The sequence below is a fragment of the Catalinimonas locisalis genome, assembly GCF_038039535.1.
Lineage (GTDB): Bacteria > Bacteroidota > Bacteroidia > Cytophagales > Cyclobacteriaceae > Catalinimonas.
Window position 1 is genome coordinate 28,339 of record NZ_JBBPHP010000002.1, and the last position, 17,035, is coordinate 45,373.

The following is a 17,035-nucleotide window of genomic DNA, read 5'->3' on the forward strand; positions in this document are numbered from 1 at the left end:
TGAAGCAGGGTTGGCGTACAGGTTTAAAGCTAAAAAAGGAGAAAAGTAGAACGACTGATCTCAATGAGTCTATCGTTCTACCAACACTTCATCTATGGGTCAGAGCTTAATGTTTTTTACCGGCTCATCGGCCATACCGGCTGTACGGGCTACTGCCAGCAGTCTGTTCAACTCATCTTTGATGTTAGGCTGTTCTGCCTGATTTATCATTTTAAAGAGTAGAGCCGATACTGTCAGGTTTTTCAGGTCTTCTGAATTCATCCCAAATTGACCGATGAACTTTTTGAGGTTTTCCCCAAAAGAAGCATTTCCGTTAGCATTTCCCAGGAGATTATTTTTGAGTCCGGTAAGGGCCTGACTATTGCCAATCATGCCGTCAATGGCTTTGCCTTTGGCAATGGAGCCCATGATCTGGTCAAAAAGCATGGTTTCACCACCGATAATGTCAATTTTGGCAGTTTTCAGCGCATCTCCAATCACCTGTGCCTGAGCATCGGCAATGTCTTTCTGGATATTAATCTTGGCCATTTCCAACACCTTTTCAGTTTCCAGTCTTAACCTGAACTCTTCGTGATCTTTGCCTGCACCATCCAGGGCCTGCATAGCCTGCGCTTTCTCTTTGATGCCACTCGCTTCTGCTTTCATTTTTTCCTGAAGTACACGGGCTTCTGCCATGCCATGCTTTTCTTCGGCCACAGCTTTTTCCTGAATCACATCGGCATCTGCTTTACCTTTTTCACGATTCACTTTGGCGGCTACCAAACCGAGTTTCTCATCGGCTTCAGCCTGGGCTTGTGAACGCATGCGAATGCCTTTGGCTTCGGCTTCGGCCTGAGCTTCAATCACCCCAGCTTCTGCTTCACCTTCTTTCTCTCTGGCGGCAGCTTTAGCCTCCATCACCTGGGCTTCGGATAAACCTATGGCTGCCTTCTGAGCGGCTTCGGCTTCGGCCATCGTTTTAATCGCTTTTGCTTTGTGAGCAGCAGAGTCTTCTTCGGCCTGTGCATCAATCATGAGTTGCTTGGCCCGGTGTTCGGAAGCTTGTTTGGCAGCTTCGGCAGACTTAATTTCTTTAACTAAAGCTTCCTGGGCATCACGCTCGGCATTCTTGATGGCTACCAGTTTGTTTCTTTCTGCTTCGGCCATCGCCCGTGTATCTTTGATCTTTTCTTCTTCTTCTACCGTAGCTTTTTCTACGATTACCCGTTCACGAATCACATCCTGTATATTTTTACGCTCTTCTTCCAGCGCTTTTTCTTTCTCTATTCTAGCCAGTTCTACTACACGCTCACGCTCAGTAGCTTCCAGCATACGGGCCTGCTCCACTCTCTCCTGCTCAATGGCATCGGCACGTTCCTTATTGCGTTGGGCTACCAGTATCTGACGCTCTTTATTTTGCTCGGCAATACCCACTTCCTCTTCAGTGAGGATACGGGCATGTTCCGCTTTTTTATGCTCTTCCTGCCTTACTTTTTCCCTTTCAGCAGCCTCTCTGGAACGGATATTTGAAACCTCACGCTGCTGTCTTTCCTGCTTTTCAATCAGTTGCCTTTCCAGTTCCAGTATGGTTTCTTCCGCTTCTACATCCTGCTTCTTAAGAGTTTTTCTTTTCTCGTTTTCAATCAGGTTGGATTGGATTTTCTGCTGGGCAGTGAGGTCAATGATCTTTTTGATACCTTCAGAATCCAGAATGTTTTCAGCGTTCAGATGCTCAATGGGTGTTTGTTCCAGATAATCTATCGCACAGTCATCCAGAATGTAGCCATTGAGGTCAGTACCGATTTCTTCAAGGATTTTCTCTTTAAATTTGGCGCGTGAATTATACAGTTCTACAAATTCAAAGTGTTTGCCCACCGTTTTAAGGGCTTCAGAGAATTTGGCATCAAATAGCATTTGCAACTGTTCCTGGTCAGAGGCACGGACACAGCCGATGGATTGAGCCACATGTATGACATCTTCGGTAGTTTTGTTAACCCGAATGAAAAATGAAACTTTGATGTCTGCCCGTAAATTATCGCGGCAAATCAGGCCATCTCTTCCCAAGCGAGATATTTCCATGGCTTTCAGTGTGATGTCCATGAATTCCAGCTTGTGCAGTACAGGTACTACAAAAATACCTGAGAAGGAGACTTTTACGTCACCCAGTCCTGTCCGCACCAGGGCTTCCCCCTGTACGGCTTTGTTGTACATTTTGATGACAAAGGCAATAAGGCCAATGATAAACACTGCCCCTATGATGAGCAATGCGAAGAGCATTTGTTGTTCCATGATGGTATGGTTTTTAGGATGTTATGATGAGCGTTAAGCTATATAAGGTTCTATGAGATAGACATTTCTGTCCGGGATGTATTCCAGTACGATGGCAGTATCTCCGCTGAACAAATTGACACCATCATCGGTAACGACATTCAAAAGCAAAGGAGCGCCACTGGTATTGATTCTGGCCTGTCCGGCTTTGATGTTAGTGGCAGTAGTCATCAGGGTGCAGATTTTACCAATCTGTCTTTCCCCACGGTCATAATTGTTGTCCAGATGACTGAAAAGTTTGACGAAGGGCTGGGTAGCAAATTTTGCAACGAATGCACTGACGATAAGAATGGGAATCAATAATATCAGCGACAAAATGAAAGATTGATTTCCCAAATAGTAATTGGTCATCACTGAGATAGCCCACAGCGGGACGATCAGGAAAGTCATGAAAACCATGAAAGGTACCTGGCCCAGGTTGAAAAAAGCCAACACATGGTTGAGCCAGGATACCGATATTTCTCCATCAACGTCCGTCTCCATATCCACATCAATGTCAATGGAATCTACATCTATCGCACCTAAAATCACTACAATCCAGTAGACCAGCACAAAAATGAGCAGGGCAGTAGGAATAATGTTAGGTGCTGCAACGGCAGCGTTGAAAAGATCATTCATGACTAGGGTGTGTTAGGGTTAATACCTAATTTTTGTTTAAGTTCCTGTAATTTTTGTGAAGTTCCTACCTCGTCTTCACCTATCGCTTTATCTATTTCGTCATCTAATGACTTCGGTTCGGCCGCGATTTCCCCGTAAGACTGTGCCAGGGCTTCTTCCTGTTCTACTTTGTCCTTCATCCGCTCCAGCATAGATACAGTGCTTGATGAGTCTATTTTTGCCAATTGCTTATTCATAGTCTTGGTGGCAGTACTTACTTTCATACGTGCTTTAAGCGTGCGTAGCTCATTCTCCCACTGGCTGATATTAGATTTTAGTGAATTAATATTGTGTTCCAATTTTAGCACAGATTCATCATATTTTTTCTTTTCAGTAGTCAGATTTCTTACCTGCTGCTCTGCCTGTTCTTTTTTGTTCAAAGCTTCAGAAGCCAGGCGGTCTGCTTCATTCTGATCCAATTCACCTCTCTGTGCTTTTTGTAGTAGAAGCACAGCTTTCTTTTCATATTGACCCGTAACATCCTGCTGCTGGCTGAGCTCTCGCTGAGTACGTATCGTAAGTGCTTTTACTTCTGCCAATGCATGCAAAGCTTTGTCCAGGTCAACGCGCATATCGCGTATACCTTGTTCAGTGAGTTTGATAGGATCTTCAAGGTTATCAATGGCAGAATGGGCTTCAGCTTGTCCTACTTTTAAAATTCTTCTAAAAATGTTCATGTCTATATTGATTAGGGTTAATAATTTTGAATTACTTTTTTGTTGAAATTTCTATGATTTGCTGTGTAAACTCACTGAGTAAAAGTCCCAGAGAATTGAAAGTGGATTCCAGTTCGTCCAGATCCAGCGTTTCCAGCACCAGCGTGTCGCGGAAGATCAGTTTGGTACCCGAAACATCCAGCGCAAAAGCGCCATGGATGATGTCACGGTTCTTCTGCAACAGCAGCCGATAAGTCTCCAAACTAATTTGTTTGATTTCGCAGAGGTACTGTTCCATGATTAGTATTGGCTCTGCGCAGCAAAGTACCATATGGCTGACTCCTGTATCTTCATTGTCAATGATCAGGATGCCTTCTTTTTCGTTTTCCTCAACTATTTCATAGTTAAGTTCGGTCAGGTAGTTTTTAACTTTGGTAAATGAAGGGTTCATTGTATTTGTCATTTACATAGTGTTTACGTATTATTGCTAATAAAGTTAGCATAACTAATATAATTTGCAAAATAAAATGTCTACTATAGGTAAAAACATTAAAAAAATAAGGGCTGTAAAGAAGATCAGCCAGGCTGCTTTTGCTGAAATGTTCAACTTGTCAAGAGGAACAGTAGGTTCTTATGAAGAGGAGAGAGCAGAGCCTAAGATTGAAACCATCATACAGATTGCTCAAAAATTTGGCTTGTCTATTGACATTTTACTAACCAAAGAGCTGACGGTCAATGAGCTTTTTAAATTTGATTTGTTCAAACACGACAAAACCAATCATAAAACCTATCTAGAAACAGATAAAGATGAACAGGAAGAAGCAACTCCTCTGATAAGGAGTGACCAATACATTGAATATATTGTTAATTACCAGAACAAAGATTTTATCAATCGGCTACCTTTTATAAGGCTGCCCAACACCAGCCAGAAAAAATCAAGAGCCTTTGAAGTACAGGATGATAGCATGAGCTGGTTAGAAAAAGGGTTGCAGCCCGGGGATATACTTTCTTGCTATCCAATAGACCGGCTATCTGGCAAAAAGCTTGAAAAGGGAGCTGTATATGTGGTGGTTACTGATAAGGATATCTACACCAGACGTTTCAGCAGGTTTGAGAAACATTTATATTTTGGATCCGATAATCCGCAGGCAGGTATTTTGAAACTTGAAGAAAAAGAAATGTTAGAATTATGGAAGGTTGAAGGTTTCTATAGTACCTTCCTCAAACCACCAGTGTTGATTGAAGAACGTATATCTATCCTGGAACAAAAAATGATGGCTATTGAAAAAAAACTTAATCTTTAGTATAGAAAGATTGTAAACAGTATGTTATTTTTTGCATAATTTTTATGTTTAAAGATGCATAAATGCAGTTTTATTTGTTTTTATCAGTATTGAAATTACTTGTTCTTCAAGATGCTAATTTTTCATACATCAGGTATCTGAAAGGTAAAGAATTGAAGATAATAATTCTTGATATTTGGAATCTATTTTTCTCAATTGTCTTTCCTTTAATATGCGTATCTACCAGTTGAAACTTTCATAAATTCATGCATCAATTACATAGGGACTTTATTGGTAGTTGAAAACTAATTTTACTACGTTTATACATTATTCAGGGCTCATTTTATATGAGGAGTTATGAATCATCAATTTGATCATCTACATAAGCTTTCCAAAGAGCAACTTATTAGCTTAGTTCAACAGCAGAGGGAAGCCGGTCCTTCTGAGGTTTCTAATAAATCAGAGTCATTTTATCATCAACTATTTGAAGCTTCTCCTGATGCATTGCTTCTTATCCGGGAGGATGATAAAATTGTAAAAGTATGCAATGAGCAAGCGATAAAACTTTTTGATCTGGATTGTAAAACTCAGCTTATTGGTAAGCAGGAAAGTTTGTTTTTTCGTAAAAGTCAGCCATTTATTCACGAAGAGGGGCCGGAAGAGGTAGAGTATATCAGTCATCAAAACAGACTTTTTTGGGGACTCAGGGAAGCACGAAAAATACACCTTGACCGACAAAATTTTTTGTTGGTCAGGATTACGGATATCACCGTAAAAAAAACAATTGAAAATGATTTGGTCTTTGATAAGGCTAGGTTGAAAATGTTGATTGAGTATACGGATGATCTTGTATGGTCAATTGACAAAAAGCGCTATGTAACTGAGTTTAATGCCAAAGCTAAGGCTAGCGCACAAAAGTTTGCTGGTGTACAGCTTAAGTTAAACCAAGCTTTTTTCCCTCCAGGTGCCAAACAAAGAAGTAGACAGGAGGTGTGTTGGAGAAATTATTTTAGCAGGGTATTGTCAGGAGAAAAGTTTACAGTTCAATATTTTTTTCATCATGACGACAAGGATCATTACTATGAATTTCACTTTCATCCTATCCGAAAAAACAAGCAGGATGTAATAGGAGCCACAATATTTGGACGGAATATTTCTGAAAGAAAAGAGCATGAAGAAAAGCTTAGATACACAGAAAATCTCTATAAAAGTGTTGTAAATACTCAGCATGAGATGATCTGCCGGTTTAAGCCTGATACTACCATAACCTTCGTCAACCATGCTTGTGTCAGGCATTTAGGTAAGCCGGTTAAGCAGTTGCTTGGAAAAAAATTTTTGGAACTGATTCCAGGTAGTGAGCAACAGAATTTTGCGAAAGGACTTAAGCAAACTGCTAAGGAAGGGAAGCTGTCAACTTATAAATATATGATGGAAACCCTTGAAGGTCAGCGTTACTGGCACCATTGGACCATCATTCCGGTATATAGTCACGATGGGATTCTTGAGGAATATCAGGCAGCAGGTTTGGATATCACCTCTAAAATGATGGCTGAGCATAAGCTTAAGGCCAGCGAAGAGAAATTTCGCACTCTGGTACTGGCTGCTCCGGTAGGCATCTTTTTGACAAACAAAGAAGGTTATTGTACCTGGACGAATAAAAGACTTCAGGAAATTGGAGGTTTTTCGTTTGAAGAAGCTCTGGGCGAAGGCATTTTTCAAAATTTACATCCTGATGATAAGGCACAGATTTTCAGACTATGGCATGAGTCAAAAGATAAGGACGTGCTGCTTCATAAAAAGGTAGAGTGCAGGTATCTGCGTAAGTCAGGAGAAATGCGATGGATATTCGTAACCTTTACTCCATTAACTTCGGAGAACGAACGGGTAATAGGCTTTGTAGGGATTGTAGAAGACTTTACTGACAGAAAGAAATATGAAAATGAGCTGATCACTACTAAAGGAGAACTTGAAAAAGCACTCAATGCAAAGGATGAGTTTTTATCAGTAATGAGCCATGAAATCAGAACTCCACTAAATGCTATCATCGGGCTGTCGCATTTATTAAAGGAACAGCAGCATTTGCCTAAGCAGGAAGAAGAGCTTAATACGCTAAGCTTTTCAGCAAATCATTTGCTTACCCTTGTCAATGATATATTAGACTTCTCTAAGCTCCAGGCAGGAAAACTTAAATTAGAAGATATATCTTATGATATCCATGATCTGGTTAAGCAGACTGCACAGCTATTCCAGGTACAACTTAAAGATAAAGAAGTAGCCTTACATCTGGAGATTGATGATCAATTGCCTGCCATGTTAACCGGAGACCCTACCCGCCTAAGTCAGATACTCAATAACTTGTTGAGCAATGCGGTGAAGTTTACTGAGCAAGGGGAAATAAATATTCTCTTGAAAAAAGAAAAAGGAGATAGGTTTAGCATTAGGGTAAAGGATAGTGGAATAGGTATGTCTGAAGAGGAGCAAGGTCAGATATTTGAAGCATTCACTCAAGCCAACTCTTCTACTAATAGAAAATATGGTGGGACCGGCTTAGGACTTACCATTACCAAAAAATTGGTAACATTGCTGGGGGGAACTTTATCCTTAGAAAGTGAGTCGGCAAAGGGTACTGTCTTTACGGTAGATCTTCCACTGACTCTGGCCAATCCAGAAGATGCAAAGATTGATATTGAGCGCAAACTGGATGAAAAACAACTTGAAGGTTTGCGTATTTTGTACGTAGATGATATTCAGGCTAACCAGTTTTTGATGCAGAGCTTTTGTAATCACTGGGGTATTACTTTAGAGTTGGCTTCAAATGGTCATCAGGCATTAGAAGTGATGGAATCTTCACAGAAATTTGATGTCGTTTTGATGGATATCATGATGCCGGTAATGGATGGCTATGAAACTTCTCAGCGCATCAGAAAAATGAAAGATGCATATTATAAAAATATACCCATCATAGCGGTAACTGCTTCAGTATCTAATAAAGAGGCAAAGAAGTATTTGCGATATGGGATGAACGACTTTCTGGAGAAACCTATCAAGCCACGTGACTTACTTCAAAAGCTCACTACAAATCTTCCCAGCCTGGAAAAAAAGAACCTCAAGGTCAGTGACAATGGTAATAAGAACATGTTTATGCTGTTGGATGAATTTCATGCTCAAAACCCCAAAGAGTATGTAAACTTATTGGAGACCTCACGAAATTATATTCAATATTATCGTAAGTTGATACTATCCGCGCTTGATAAAAAGAGGATAGATGAATTCCGAAATCAAAGCCATAATCTCATTAACCTGTTGGCCCATTTTAAACAGGATGCTTTTATAGATTTGCTGAGAAATAATGTGCATAGAATTGAAACTGATGCTTGGAGCTTAAGGAAAGAATTAGAGCAGGCATTTCAGAAGGTGTTTGCTTATTTGGATCACCAAACCTTAAAAAGTAAAAACCTGCTCAAATGAGCAGGTTTTACTCCTAAACTACCTAAACTATGAGAAACAATTCTGTGTGCTCTGTTCATATGGGATATGAACTTGAGTACCTTACAAAGGTGGCTTGGTTTTTAGTATTTTCATATTGACGAAAACACATAATATCACAAGTGTAAGGCATTGTTGATATTTTTCACTTTTTAAAAAGTCAGCCAGACTACAGAACTAGTAAATCTTGCGAGAACCGGGTATCATGGTTTATTTTGTGTGCCCTATCGCTTTTCAAAGTTTAGCAAGCTAGCTGTTTAGCTCAAAAATTTACCAGAAACGAGCATCAAGCCTTGAAGGGCGAACAACATTAGCATTGATACTTGAAATAAAAAACATGTAACTTTTTTGCTAAATCTCTCACTTACATTCTTTTTTCCATCAAATGGACATTACTAACTACCAAATCAGTTGAATGTACTCGTTATTACTGAAGTCTAGGCTGGATGAATTGAAAGTAGGCAAGCTTGTTTTGAAAAAATGGCGCAAAGAAAAAAAGTATTTGCCAACTCTTTTGGAGGCACTCTGTTTAACTACACAAAATCAATTTAATGTCAAACCACGCTTAAGAGGAATCCCTATTGTTAATTACCTCTTAATAAATTTTTATGAATGAGCAATATATCCGAGGTCAAAATCCATCAGTCTGTTGCAATCTTAGTAGACGGAAACAATATTGAAATTAGTCTGCATAACTTGTTTAAGAGTGATGATATCATGATCAATTTTGATACACTTATACCCAAATTACTGAGTGGGCGCGGTCTCAACCGCTTAATTTATTTCAGGGAAGGGGAAAGTATTTCTTCTAAGCTTGCCGACAGACTGCACAAATACTACTATGGTTCAGTGGTACCTTGCTATAAAGGGGCAGATATACCCCTCAGTATCAAAGCCACTCAGCTTGCTCATAAGGTAGATACTATTATTATTCTTTCCGGAGATGCAGACTTTGTAGAATTAGTAAGACATCTTAAGTCTGAAGGAGTAAGGGTGGAAATAGCTGCTGTGGAGCAAACCACCGCTGAGATTCTTGTAGAAGAAGCGGATTATTTTACGGCGATTACCAAAGCAGATTGTTTTGAATATAAACCCGTAGGAAAAAAAGGGTAGTAAAGTAAATCAGATCAATGTACGTTTGGTAATACTTTTATCGTGTGCTTTAGGAATTGATTTGTGAATTATTGAATAAAATAGAATATTTCACAAGTATATATATGATTTAGTAGAATTAAGTTTTATTAATTGCATAATTTATTCCCTCTTTAATACAAGCTAAGAGTAAGTTTTTTGAAAAAAAATTATCATATTGAATAAAGCTCCCTGTCTTTCTGTTCTATCTTGAGAGATTAACAATCTACACTTACCGATTTGAATACATTTAACAATACAATTTAATCGTACTATCATGAAGCAACGCATCAATCTTAACCCAAGTCTTCTGGCATTGCTCCTGAGTATTATTTGTACCTACTCATGGGCACAGGAGTATCCAGACAATCTAGAAGCAGATATACCAACTGATTTAAGTACTGAAATACCTCTTGACTCTAAGATCATCAAAGGCAAACTGGATAATGGACTGACTTATTACATTCGTCAAAACAGTCGTCCTGAAAATAGAGTAGAGCTAAGACTGGCAGTCAATGCCGGCTCTCTGATGGAAGATGATGACCAGTTAGGTCTGGCGCACTTCACTGAGCATATGGCATTTAACGGGACCAGAAACTTTGAGAAAAACGAACTGGTAAACGTGTTGCAAATGGCTGGAGTAAAATTTGGTGCTCACTTAAATGCTTATACCAGCTTTGATGAAACAGTTTATATGCTGACTGTACCTACTGCCGATACCACCCTGGAAAAGTCATTTCAGATACTCGAAGATTGGGCAGACGGTATTTCTTTTGAAGACGAGGAGATTGACAAAGAAAGAGGCGTAGTGATTGAAGAGTGGCGCATTGGACAGGGTGCTCAGCGCCGTATGCTGGATGAATACCTGCCAGTATTACTTGCCGACTCTCGTTATGCCGAACGCTTGCCAATTGGTACCAAAGAAATATTGGAAAATTTTGACTACCAAACCCTGAAACGTTTCTATGAAGATTGGTACCGTCCTGATCTTATGGCAGTAGTGGCAGTGGGGGATATAGATCCCGCTGAGATGAAAGCTGAAATTGAGCGCCGTTTTGGGGATCTTAAAGCACCAGAAAAAGAAAGAGAGAGAGAAATCTTTGATGTGCCAGCGCATGAAGATAATAAAGTAGTAGTCGTAACCGATAAAGAAGCTACTTTCAATCAGATTCAACTTTTTTACAAAGAAGAAGGCTTACCTGAAAAAGAAGAGACATTTAGAGATTACCTGGAAATGACTAAGCATAATCTTTTTACAGGCATGTTAAGTCAACGGTTGAATGAGCTGACTCAAAAAGCTGATCCTCCCTTCATGAACGCCGGGGCATATTATGGAAATATTGTACGGACAAGTAATGCTTTTCAACAATATGCAGTAGTTCCTGAAAACGGAATTGAGCGAGGTTTGCAAGTCCTGTTAGAAGAAAATGAAAAAGTGAAGCGGTTTGGGTTTACTGAAACTGAGTTTGAGCGCTACAAAAAACGTATGCTTACCAATTATGAAGCTTCATATAAGGAAAGAGAGAAAACGGAATCATCAAGCTATGCCGCGGAGTATATACGCAACTTTTTGGAGAACGAACCTGTACCAGGTATTGCGTTTGAGTACAAGTTTTTACTTCAGTTTTTATCTCAGATAAATTTAGATGAAGTAAATGCTCTAGCTGAAGAATGGATGGCAGACGGAAATATGGTCGCTGTCGTAATGGCACCTGAAAAAGAAGGTGTTCAAGTTCCTGATGAAGCAGCCATTGAAAATATTATTCAGCAGGTAGCTGAGTCTGAAGTTGAAGCTTATAAGGATGAAGAAATAGCTTCAACACTTATGGAAGATGTGCCTGCTCCGGCAGAAATTACCAACGAAAAAGTAATTGAGGAAATCGGTGTAACTGAATTTACTTTTGCCAATGGAGTAAAGGCTGTCATAAAATCTACCGATTTTAAGGATGATGAGATACTGATGACAGCGCACAGTCCGGGAGGTCATTCTGTATATAGTGATGAAAAATACTTTTCTGCGGCAAATGCAGACGGGATTGTACAGCAAAGTGGTGTCAAGGATTTTTCAGGCATAGCGCTGCAAAAGTTTTTGTCAGACAAAAATGCGGCTGCAAGTCCATACATCGGAGAACTGAAAGAGGGTGTTTCAGGAAGTGCTGCTCCTGAGGACTTGGAAACTATGCTTCAGCTAACGCATCTATATTTTACTGCTCCCCGTGAGGATCAGGAGTCTTTTCAGTCTTATATTAGTAAGTACAAGTCTTTATATCAAAACCTGTTATCAAACCCTCAGTATTTCTATCAGGATAAGGTGATGCGTATTATGTCGCAAAATAACCCAAGAGGTGGAGGCTTTCCTACTCAGGAAGATTGGGAGAGTGTTAGTTTTGATGAGGCTATGAACGCTTACAAAGACCGTTTTGCTGATGCCAGTGATTTTACATTCTTTTTTGTGGGTAATATTGATACAGAAGAAGCCAAGCCTTTATTAGCTACTTATCTGGGTAATTTACCTGCTACAGACCGGGAAGAAGATTGGAAAGACGTAGGAGTTAGACCTCCCAAAGGTATAGTGAATGAAAAGGTATACAAAGGTTCTGACCCTAAAAGTATGGTAAGAATTTCATTTACTGGAGAAATGCCATATAGTAAAGAGGAGGCTTATGAACTAAACTCATTAATTCAGGCGCTGAATATCAAATTGATAGAAGAGATAAGAGAAAAGAAAAGTGGCGTTTACGGAATAGGTGCTAACGCAAATGCTTCAAAGTATCCTTACGAACATTATACGATTACTATTTCATTTCCGTGTGCCCCTGAGAATGTAGAAGATTTGAGTCAGGCTGTATTTACCGAGATCAAAAAACTTCAGGAAAATGGTCCCACACAAGAAGATTTAAAAAAGGTTAAAGAAACGCAGCGTAGAGAAATGGAGATAAGTTTAAAACAAAATAATTACTGGCTGCAAGCTTTAGAGAGGGCATATTTTACAAATGTTGACCCTGTTAACATAGTAGAATATGAGGAGGCTGTAGAACAGCTCAATGCTGAAGATTTAAAAGAAACCGCCAATAAGTACTTTAATTTTGACCAGTATGTAAAGGTCGTACTTTATCCTGAGGAAACTACCGAGACTGCAGATGAGTCAGGACAATAAGTAGAGCATGCAATAAAGCAGTGTATTTCTATAGGAAGCCCTTTGTGATGCTATTCACGAAGGGCTTTTTTTGATATAGGTTTTGCATAAGATAAGTCTTTAAAAGGTATGATATACTTAGTAAAAAATAAATTAGTGGACTTGCTATTGTAACTCATTATACTAACGGTGTGCATAAATAAAAAACCCGCCAAAAAGGCGGGTTAGTAGTTGATCTTGACTACTGCTTTCTTGGAGGAGTCTTGATCTGATCTTTTGGCGGCATTGCACTAGGATCCATGACATCTTCGCTACAACTGCTAAACATAAATGTTGCAGGAATCAACAAGGCCAGTGACAATTTTGCCAATCCTTTGAAGGAAACTCTCATAATTAAGGTAGTTTGGTAGTTAAGAAAATATACAAGTATTAATCACAAAGACTCATATGTAAGATTCCCATGAATTAATACTCACACAATATATGACAATAAATATATAATAGCAATTTTTTGTGATATTTTAGTGTGAAATGTATAATTTTTACTTAAAAGTTACACAAAAGGCTAAGGGAAAGCTACTTGCTTACTTAAATAGAAGATATCCAGATTCTTTCCTGTAATTTAACTATTTTAAGAAGATGTAAATTTTAAAATGCCAATTGAACCAGATCTTTATCTACCATCCTTAGTCAAAAATTTCACTAGAATATTTTTTATTGTACTTGAGCTATGTGTGGAGCCATAATAGCAGAGGCTTTACTAAAATCCATATGTATCTTTTTTCGTACTTGTCATACATAACTAGTATGTGTAGTCAAATTGTACTAATAGATTAGAGTGGATATACTCCTTATATCTTCAGTAGTGTATTCCATAAGTAATCTTACATGTTTGAGAAGACGTAAGTTTTTTAACGAGTATTTACATTTTTCTGTTAAATAAGTAAGCTTTTTATCATTAAATTGATTGAATTTGCAACTAATAGTTTAGATTTAAAGGGAAAACATTCACTTGATAACACTTTAATACATATAGGAATACACTATATTATTATTTGGAGAATAGTATTGTTATATTTGAATATTGGGTAGTTAGTGAAGTATGTATACAAAATTAATTCAATCACCAATTATAGAGCTTACTGCTAAGGGTATTCAGTTTACCTTTAGAGATGGTAGAAAGTTAGCAAGCTTGATTATTGTAGTACTGTTGCCTTTTATTGGTAAACTATGGGAAATGGTACCGCAAAATGTTGAATTCCCTTATTACGGTTACTTGCACTTATTTCTCTACCCCTTCTCTATTAATTTTATTTGCGTATTGATTTCTGTTGCCTGGTTTCTTACTATCCACCGTAAGGATTTTGCATTACAGATCATCGCATTGGCTGCTATATTTTATTCAGTCTTCATGACTTATGATACCCTTCCCTTTACACAAACAACTTCACTTTGGATAGATTTATCTGCTATCTTTTGTATTTTCAATGGGGTGGCAATATATCTCTTCTACATTCACAGAAACTATCTAAGTCGGTTCTCTGATTATAAAGTGCTTCATGATGGTATAGTCCATGATTTACATCATCAGCGCTTTTTAAGCGATATCAGCCGTATTGAAGGTTTGATTGAGATCGCTGAAATGGAAGAACCATATCATAGTATGTGTAAAAAGGAGATAAGCAAACTAAAAGAATCAGTCACCTATATTGCTGAAAAGTACAGCGAACTGAAGTAGGCCCTATTTCTTTAGCTTTGTTACATACTCTTTAAGGTCACTGATACTTTCTACCTTTAATGCTTGCGCATCTTCTCTTCTCATCATTAAAGCAGTGGTATTATTAAACCCTAAAGGCTGTAACCAGCTTAAATTAAATCTTGATTGAGATTTCTCCTGTACATACTCATATACTTTTTCCCTGCTCTTGATAAGACTGTCTATCACCTGAGTTGAAGGCTGTAGCATAACTAATAGTCCCGTACCAGTATACTCAGGGTATACATCAACAGCTCCGCTTTTTATAGCATCCATCAATAATTTAGTACCTCCGAACCCTTGTCTAAGTTCTACTACCAGATTGGTTTGACTTTCAACAAGGGCAGCAAACATTTCAGCTAGAATAAAATTTTCAGTAAAACTTTTAGAACCTACCACAATGTTAGCCTCACCTTCCTTTTTAGTAACAGGCTGAATTCCTAAACTATCTAAAAAGTTTCTGGCCACCTGGGCAGGAGATTTCTTCTCTTGGTCAACTTCGTAGTTCATCTGCATCATAGCTTCAGATGAAATTGCTCCTTCCAGTTTTCCAAAGACTTCACGAAGATTAGGGTATTGTTGGAGGGTTTCGGTACGAATCAGAGGGGCTGCATAATAAGGTGGGAAGTAATTCTGATCATCTTCCAGCACCTTAAGATCGTAGGCTGGAATTCTGCCGTCTGTTGAAAAACCACTGATCACATCTACCTTTTTACTGCGTAAAGCCTCATACATTAAGCCTATCTCCATTTCCATTGCATTCATTGAAAAGCCATAGGCTTCCTGTAGGCCTGGGTAACCATCTTCTCTTTCCATAAACTCAGCGTTAAATCCGGCAGTAAACTGTTCTGTTTCTGAGGTAAAAGTTGGGAGTAGAAACTGATATACAAGTAGAATAATAGATACAATTCCGCTAACTATCAGAAGAGGACGAATCATTTTTTGAATATGTTTCTGTAATAGACCAAGTATTGTATCAAACAGGATCGCCAGAAGCGAAGCCGGAACAGCACCCGCCAGTATCATGTTTACATTATTCACTGCAATTCCTCTAAAAATGTATTCTCCCAGGCCTCCTGCTGCGATTAATGCGCAGAGTGTGGCTACGCCTATGTTGATCACCATTGCAGTTCTTACGCCTGCAAAAATTACTGGTACTGCCAAAGGAAGCTCTACGCGTATCAAAATCTGGCGGTCGCTCATACCTAAGCCTCTAGCTGCTTCAATAACAGAATCTTCTACGCCGCTGATGCCAGCATATGTATTTCTTACAATAGGTAGTAAGGCATAGAGAAAGAGGGCTATAATTGCCGGTGTAACGCCAATGCCAAAAAAAGGTAACAAAAACCCCAGCAAGGCTACACTTGGGATAGTTTGAACGATGTTAACAAACCCAAGTATTCCTCTGGAAACCTTTTGATAACGAGTGATGAGAACTCCGACAGATATTCCTATTGCTGAAGCCAAGACCAATGAAATTAGCGTAATCCAGATATGTTCTGAGGTTTGTTCTAAAATTTCACTTTTGTGATCAATAACAAAGGAGAAAAAATCTTTAAGCAAAGTATTATAAGATTAAAGAGGATGGCTTCATCTAATAGTTAAAATTTCATCATAGTTTTATTCAAGGTACACATCATCTAATAAAACCAATGGCTTAAAATATAATATGACTACTAAATTTCTCTAAAATTTGATCATAAATTGACTACATCTTGCTGATGATACCTGGTTATTCATCTTATCCTATATGAAAGTAACATAAGAAATTCAGGATTGGATACCTCCAGAATTATAAATAGAGGTTAATTATCGTGTTTTTTTTATTGTGGAGCCTGGAAATTTTCTATAGAAGCAAGTTGAATATTAAGCTGTGGCCATTGATAATCAACCTCAATGATGGAAAATTCTACAAACATTTCTTCTGTGTACCAATGGAGATCCCTTGTCTTCCGAATCATCTCCTGATGCTTTTTACCTTGATAAGCGTACTCTACCATCTTTTTTCGAGACTGCCACATGCTGAAAGTAGCCTGTTGTATTAGTGGTAGCTCTCCTATCCCTTTAGAAAAAATCAGCCTTTCATCATATTCAGAGAAAATTTTACTGACCTTAGGCACATTTTTCCAGAATGAAAACAGCTTAGAAGTAGCTATTGAAGCTCTTGTTAATACTGCAATAGGCTGCCTTTCTTGGTACTCCACAAATTCATTGAATGGCTTTTTACCTGCCCAGGAGCCTTTGCTGCGAGCAACTTTCAAATACACATGCAGATAATGCATGGCTTTGGATTGCATGGTACAAAATGGCTGCTCTCTGCTTAAGCTATCTTTTGCAGACTCATATGACTTCCAAACACAGAGGACTGCATAGACAGAAAGGTTAGGTAAGATACTGAAGCCGTTCCCTGCACCAGTCCCCAGCATTTTAAAAAATTGCAAATCTTTGACCTTATCAAGTTTTGGGAGGGCCATTTTCATCTGTCCAAAAGCCCACCACATTTGTTTACCTTGATATTGAAAAAAAGAAATAGTAGTTACCTGTCCCCTCAAAGCTTCAAAAGTTAAAATGAAAGTAGGGTGTCCCCTACACATCATTCAAAATAACTTAGGTTCAATAGTAA

12 protein-coding genes are annotated in these 17,035 nt (G+C 38.6%); 5 read left to right on the top strand and 7 right to left on the bottom strand.

Translation table 11 applies throughout. From position 1 onward, the window contains the following. Positions 1-99: 99 nt before the first annotated feature. Genes WJR50_RS03665 through WJR50_RS03680 form a run of 4 tightly spaced genes read right to left on the bottom strand, consistent with a single transcriptional unit; the run spans position 100 to position 4,083 of the window. Positions 100-2,268 carry a flotillin family protein gene (locus WJR50_RS03665; RefSeq protein WP_341291873.1) on the bottom strand — a complete coding sequence of 723 codons (2,169 nt, stop codon included), beginning with the start codon at positions 2,266-2,268 and terminating at the stop codon, positions 100-102. Positions 2,269-2,301: 33 nt separating this feature from the next. Then, complete coding sequence (locus WJR50_RS03670; protein WP_341291874.1) at positions 2,302-2,925, bottom strand: hypothetical protein; 624 nt, start codon at positions 2,923-2,925, stop codon at positions 2,302-2,304. 2 nt (positions 2,926-2,927) lie between these two features. Further along, the gene (locus tag WJR50_RS03675; RefSeq protein WP_341291875.1) at positions 2,928-3,641 is read right to left on the bottom strand and encodes a PspA/IM30 family protein; all 714 of its coding nucleotides are present in this window, start codon (positions 3,639-3,641) and stop codon (positions 2,928-2,930) included. A 31-nt stretch (positions 3,642-3,672) separates the two neighbouring features. Next, entirely contained in the window at positions 3,673-4,083 is a 411-nt protein-coding gene (locus tag WJR50_RS03680; RefSeq protein ID WP_341291876.1) for a YbjN domain-containing protein, read from the bottom strand. 52 nt (positions 4,084-4,135) lie between these two features. On the opposite strand from WJR50_RS03680, the gene WJR50_RS03685 reads away from it, so the two are divergent. The 4 genes from WJR50_RS03685 to WJR50_RS03700 all read left to right on the top strand — a co-directional run bounded on the left by WJR50_RS03685 (position 4,136) and on the right by WJR50_RS03700 (position 12,677). Next, positions 4,136-4,924, top strand: a complete 789-nt coding sequence (locus tag WJR50_RS03685) for an XRE family transcriptional regulator (RefSeq protein ID WP_341291877.1) — start codon at positions 4,136-4,138, stop codon at positions 4,922-4,924. Positions 4,925-5,260: 336 nt separating this feature from the next. After that, positions 5,261-8,371, top strand: coding sequence for a PAS domain-containing hybrid sensor histidine kinase/response regulator (locus WJR50_RS03690; protein WP_341291878.1), 3,111 nt, complete (start codon positions 5,261-5,263; stop codon positions 8,369-8,371). A gap of 630 nt (positions 8,372-9,001) precedes the next feature. Then, positions 9,002-9,502 carry an NYN domain-containing protein gene (locus tag WJR50_RS03695; protein WP_341291879.1) on the top strand — a complete coding sequence of 167 codons (501 nt, stop codon included), beginning with the start codon at positions 9,002-9,004 and terminating at the stop codon, positions 9,500-9,502. A gap of 295 nt (positions 9,503-9,797) precedes the next feature. After that, positions 9,798-12,677, top strand: coding sequence for a M16 family metallopeptidase (locus WJR50_RS03700; RefSeq protein WP_341291880.1), 2,880 nt, complete (start codon positions 9,798-9,800; stop codon positions 12,675-12,677). 220 nt (positions 12,678-12,897) lie between these two features. Here the strand turns inward: WJR50_RS03700 and WJR50_RS03705 are convergent, their stop codons facing one another. After that, positions 12,898-13,047: a hypothetical protein gene (locus tag WJR50_RS03705; protein ID WP_341291881.1), complete on the bottom strand. Its 150-nt coding sequence runs from the start codon at positions 13,045-13,047 to the stop codon at positions 12,898-12,900. 711 nt (positions 13,048-13,758) lie between these two features. Between WJR50_RS03705 and WJR50_RS03710 the strand changes: the two genes are divergently transcribed. After that, complete coding sequence (locus WJR50_RS03710) at positions 13,759-14,394, top strand: hypothetical protein (protein WP_341291882.1); 636 nt, start codon at positions 13,759-13,761, stop codon at positions 14,392-14,394. A gap of 3 nt (positions 14,395-14,397) precedes the next feature. Here WJR50_RS03710 and WJR50_RS03715 read toward each other — a convergent pair whose 3' ends face one another. Both WJR50_RS03715 and WJR50_RS03720 read right to left on the bottom strand, forming a co-directional pair. Then, a complete protein-coding gene (locus WJR50_RS03715; protein ID WP_341291883.1) occupies positions 14,398-15,975 on the bottom strand; it encodes an ABC transporter permease/substrate-binding protein in 1,578 nt (525 codons plus the stop codon). Between the two features lie 260 nt (positions 15,976-16,235). Beyond that, the gene (locus WJR50_RS03720; protein WP_341291884.1) at positions 16,236-17,009 is read right to left on the bottom strand and encodes a spheroidene monooxygenase; all 774 of its coding nucleotides are present in this window, start codon (positions 17,007-17,009) and stop codon (positions 16,236-16,238) included. Positions 17,010-17,035 lie beyond the last annotated feature (26 nt).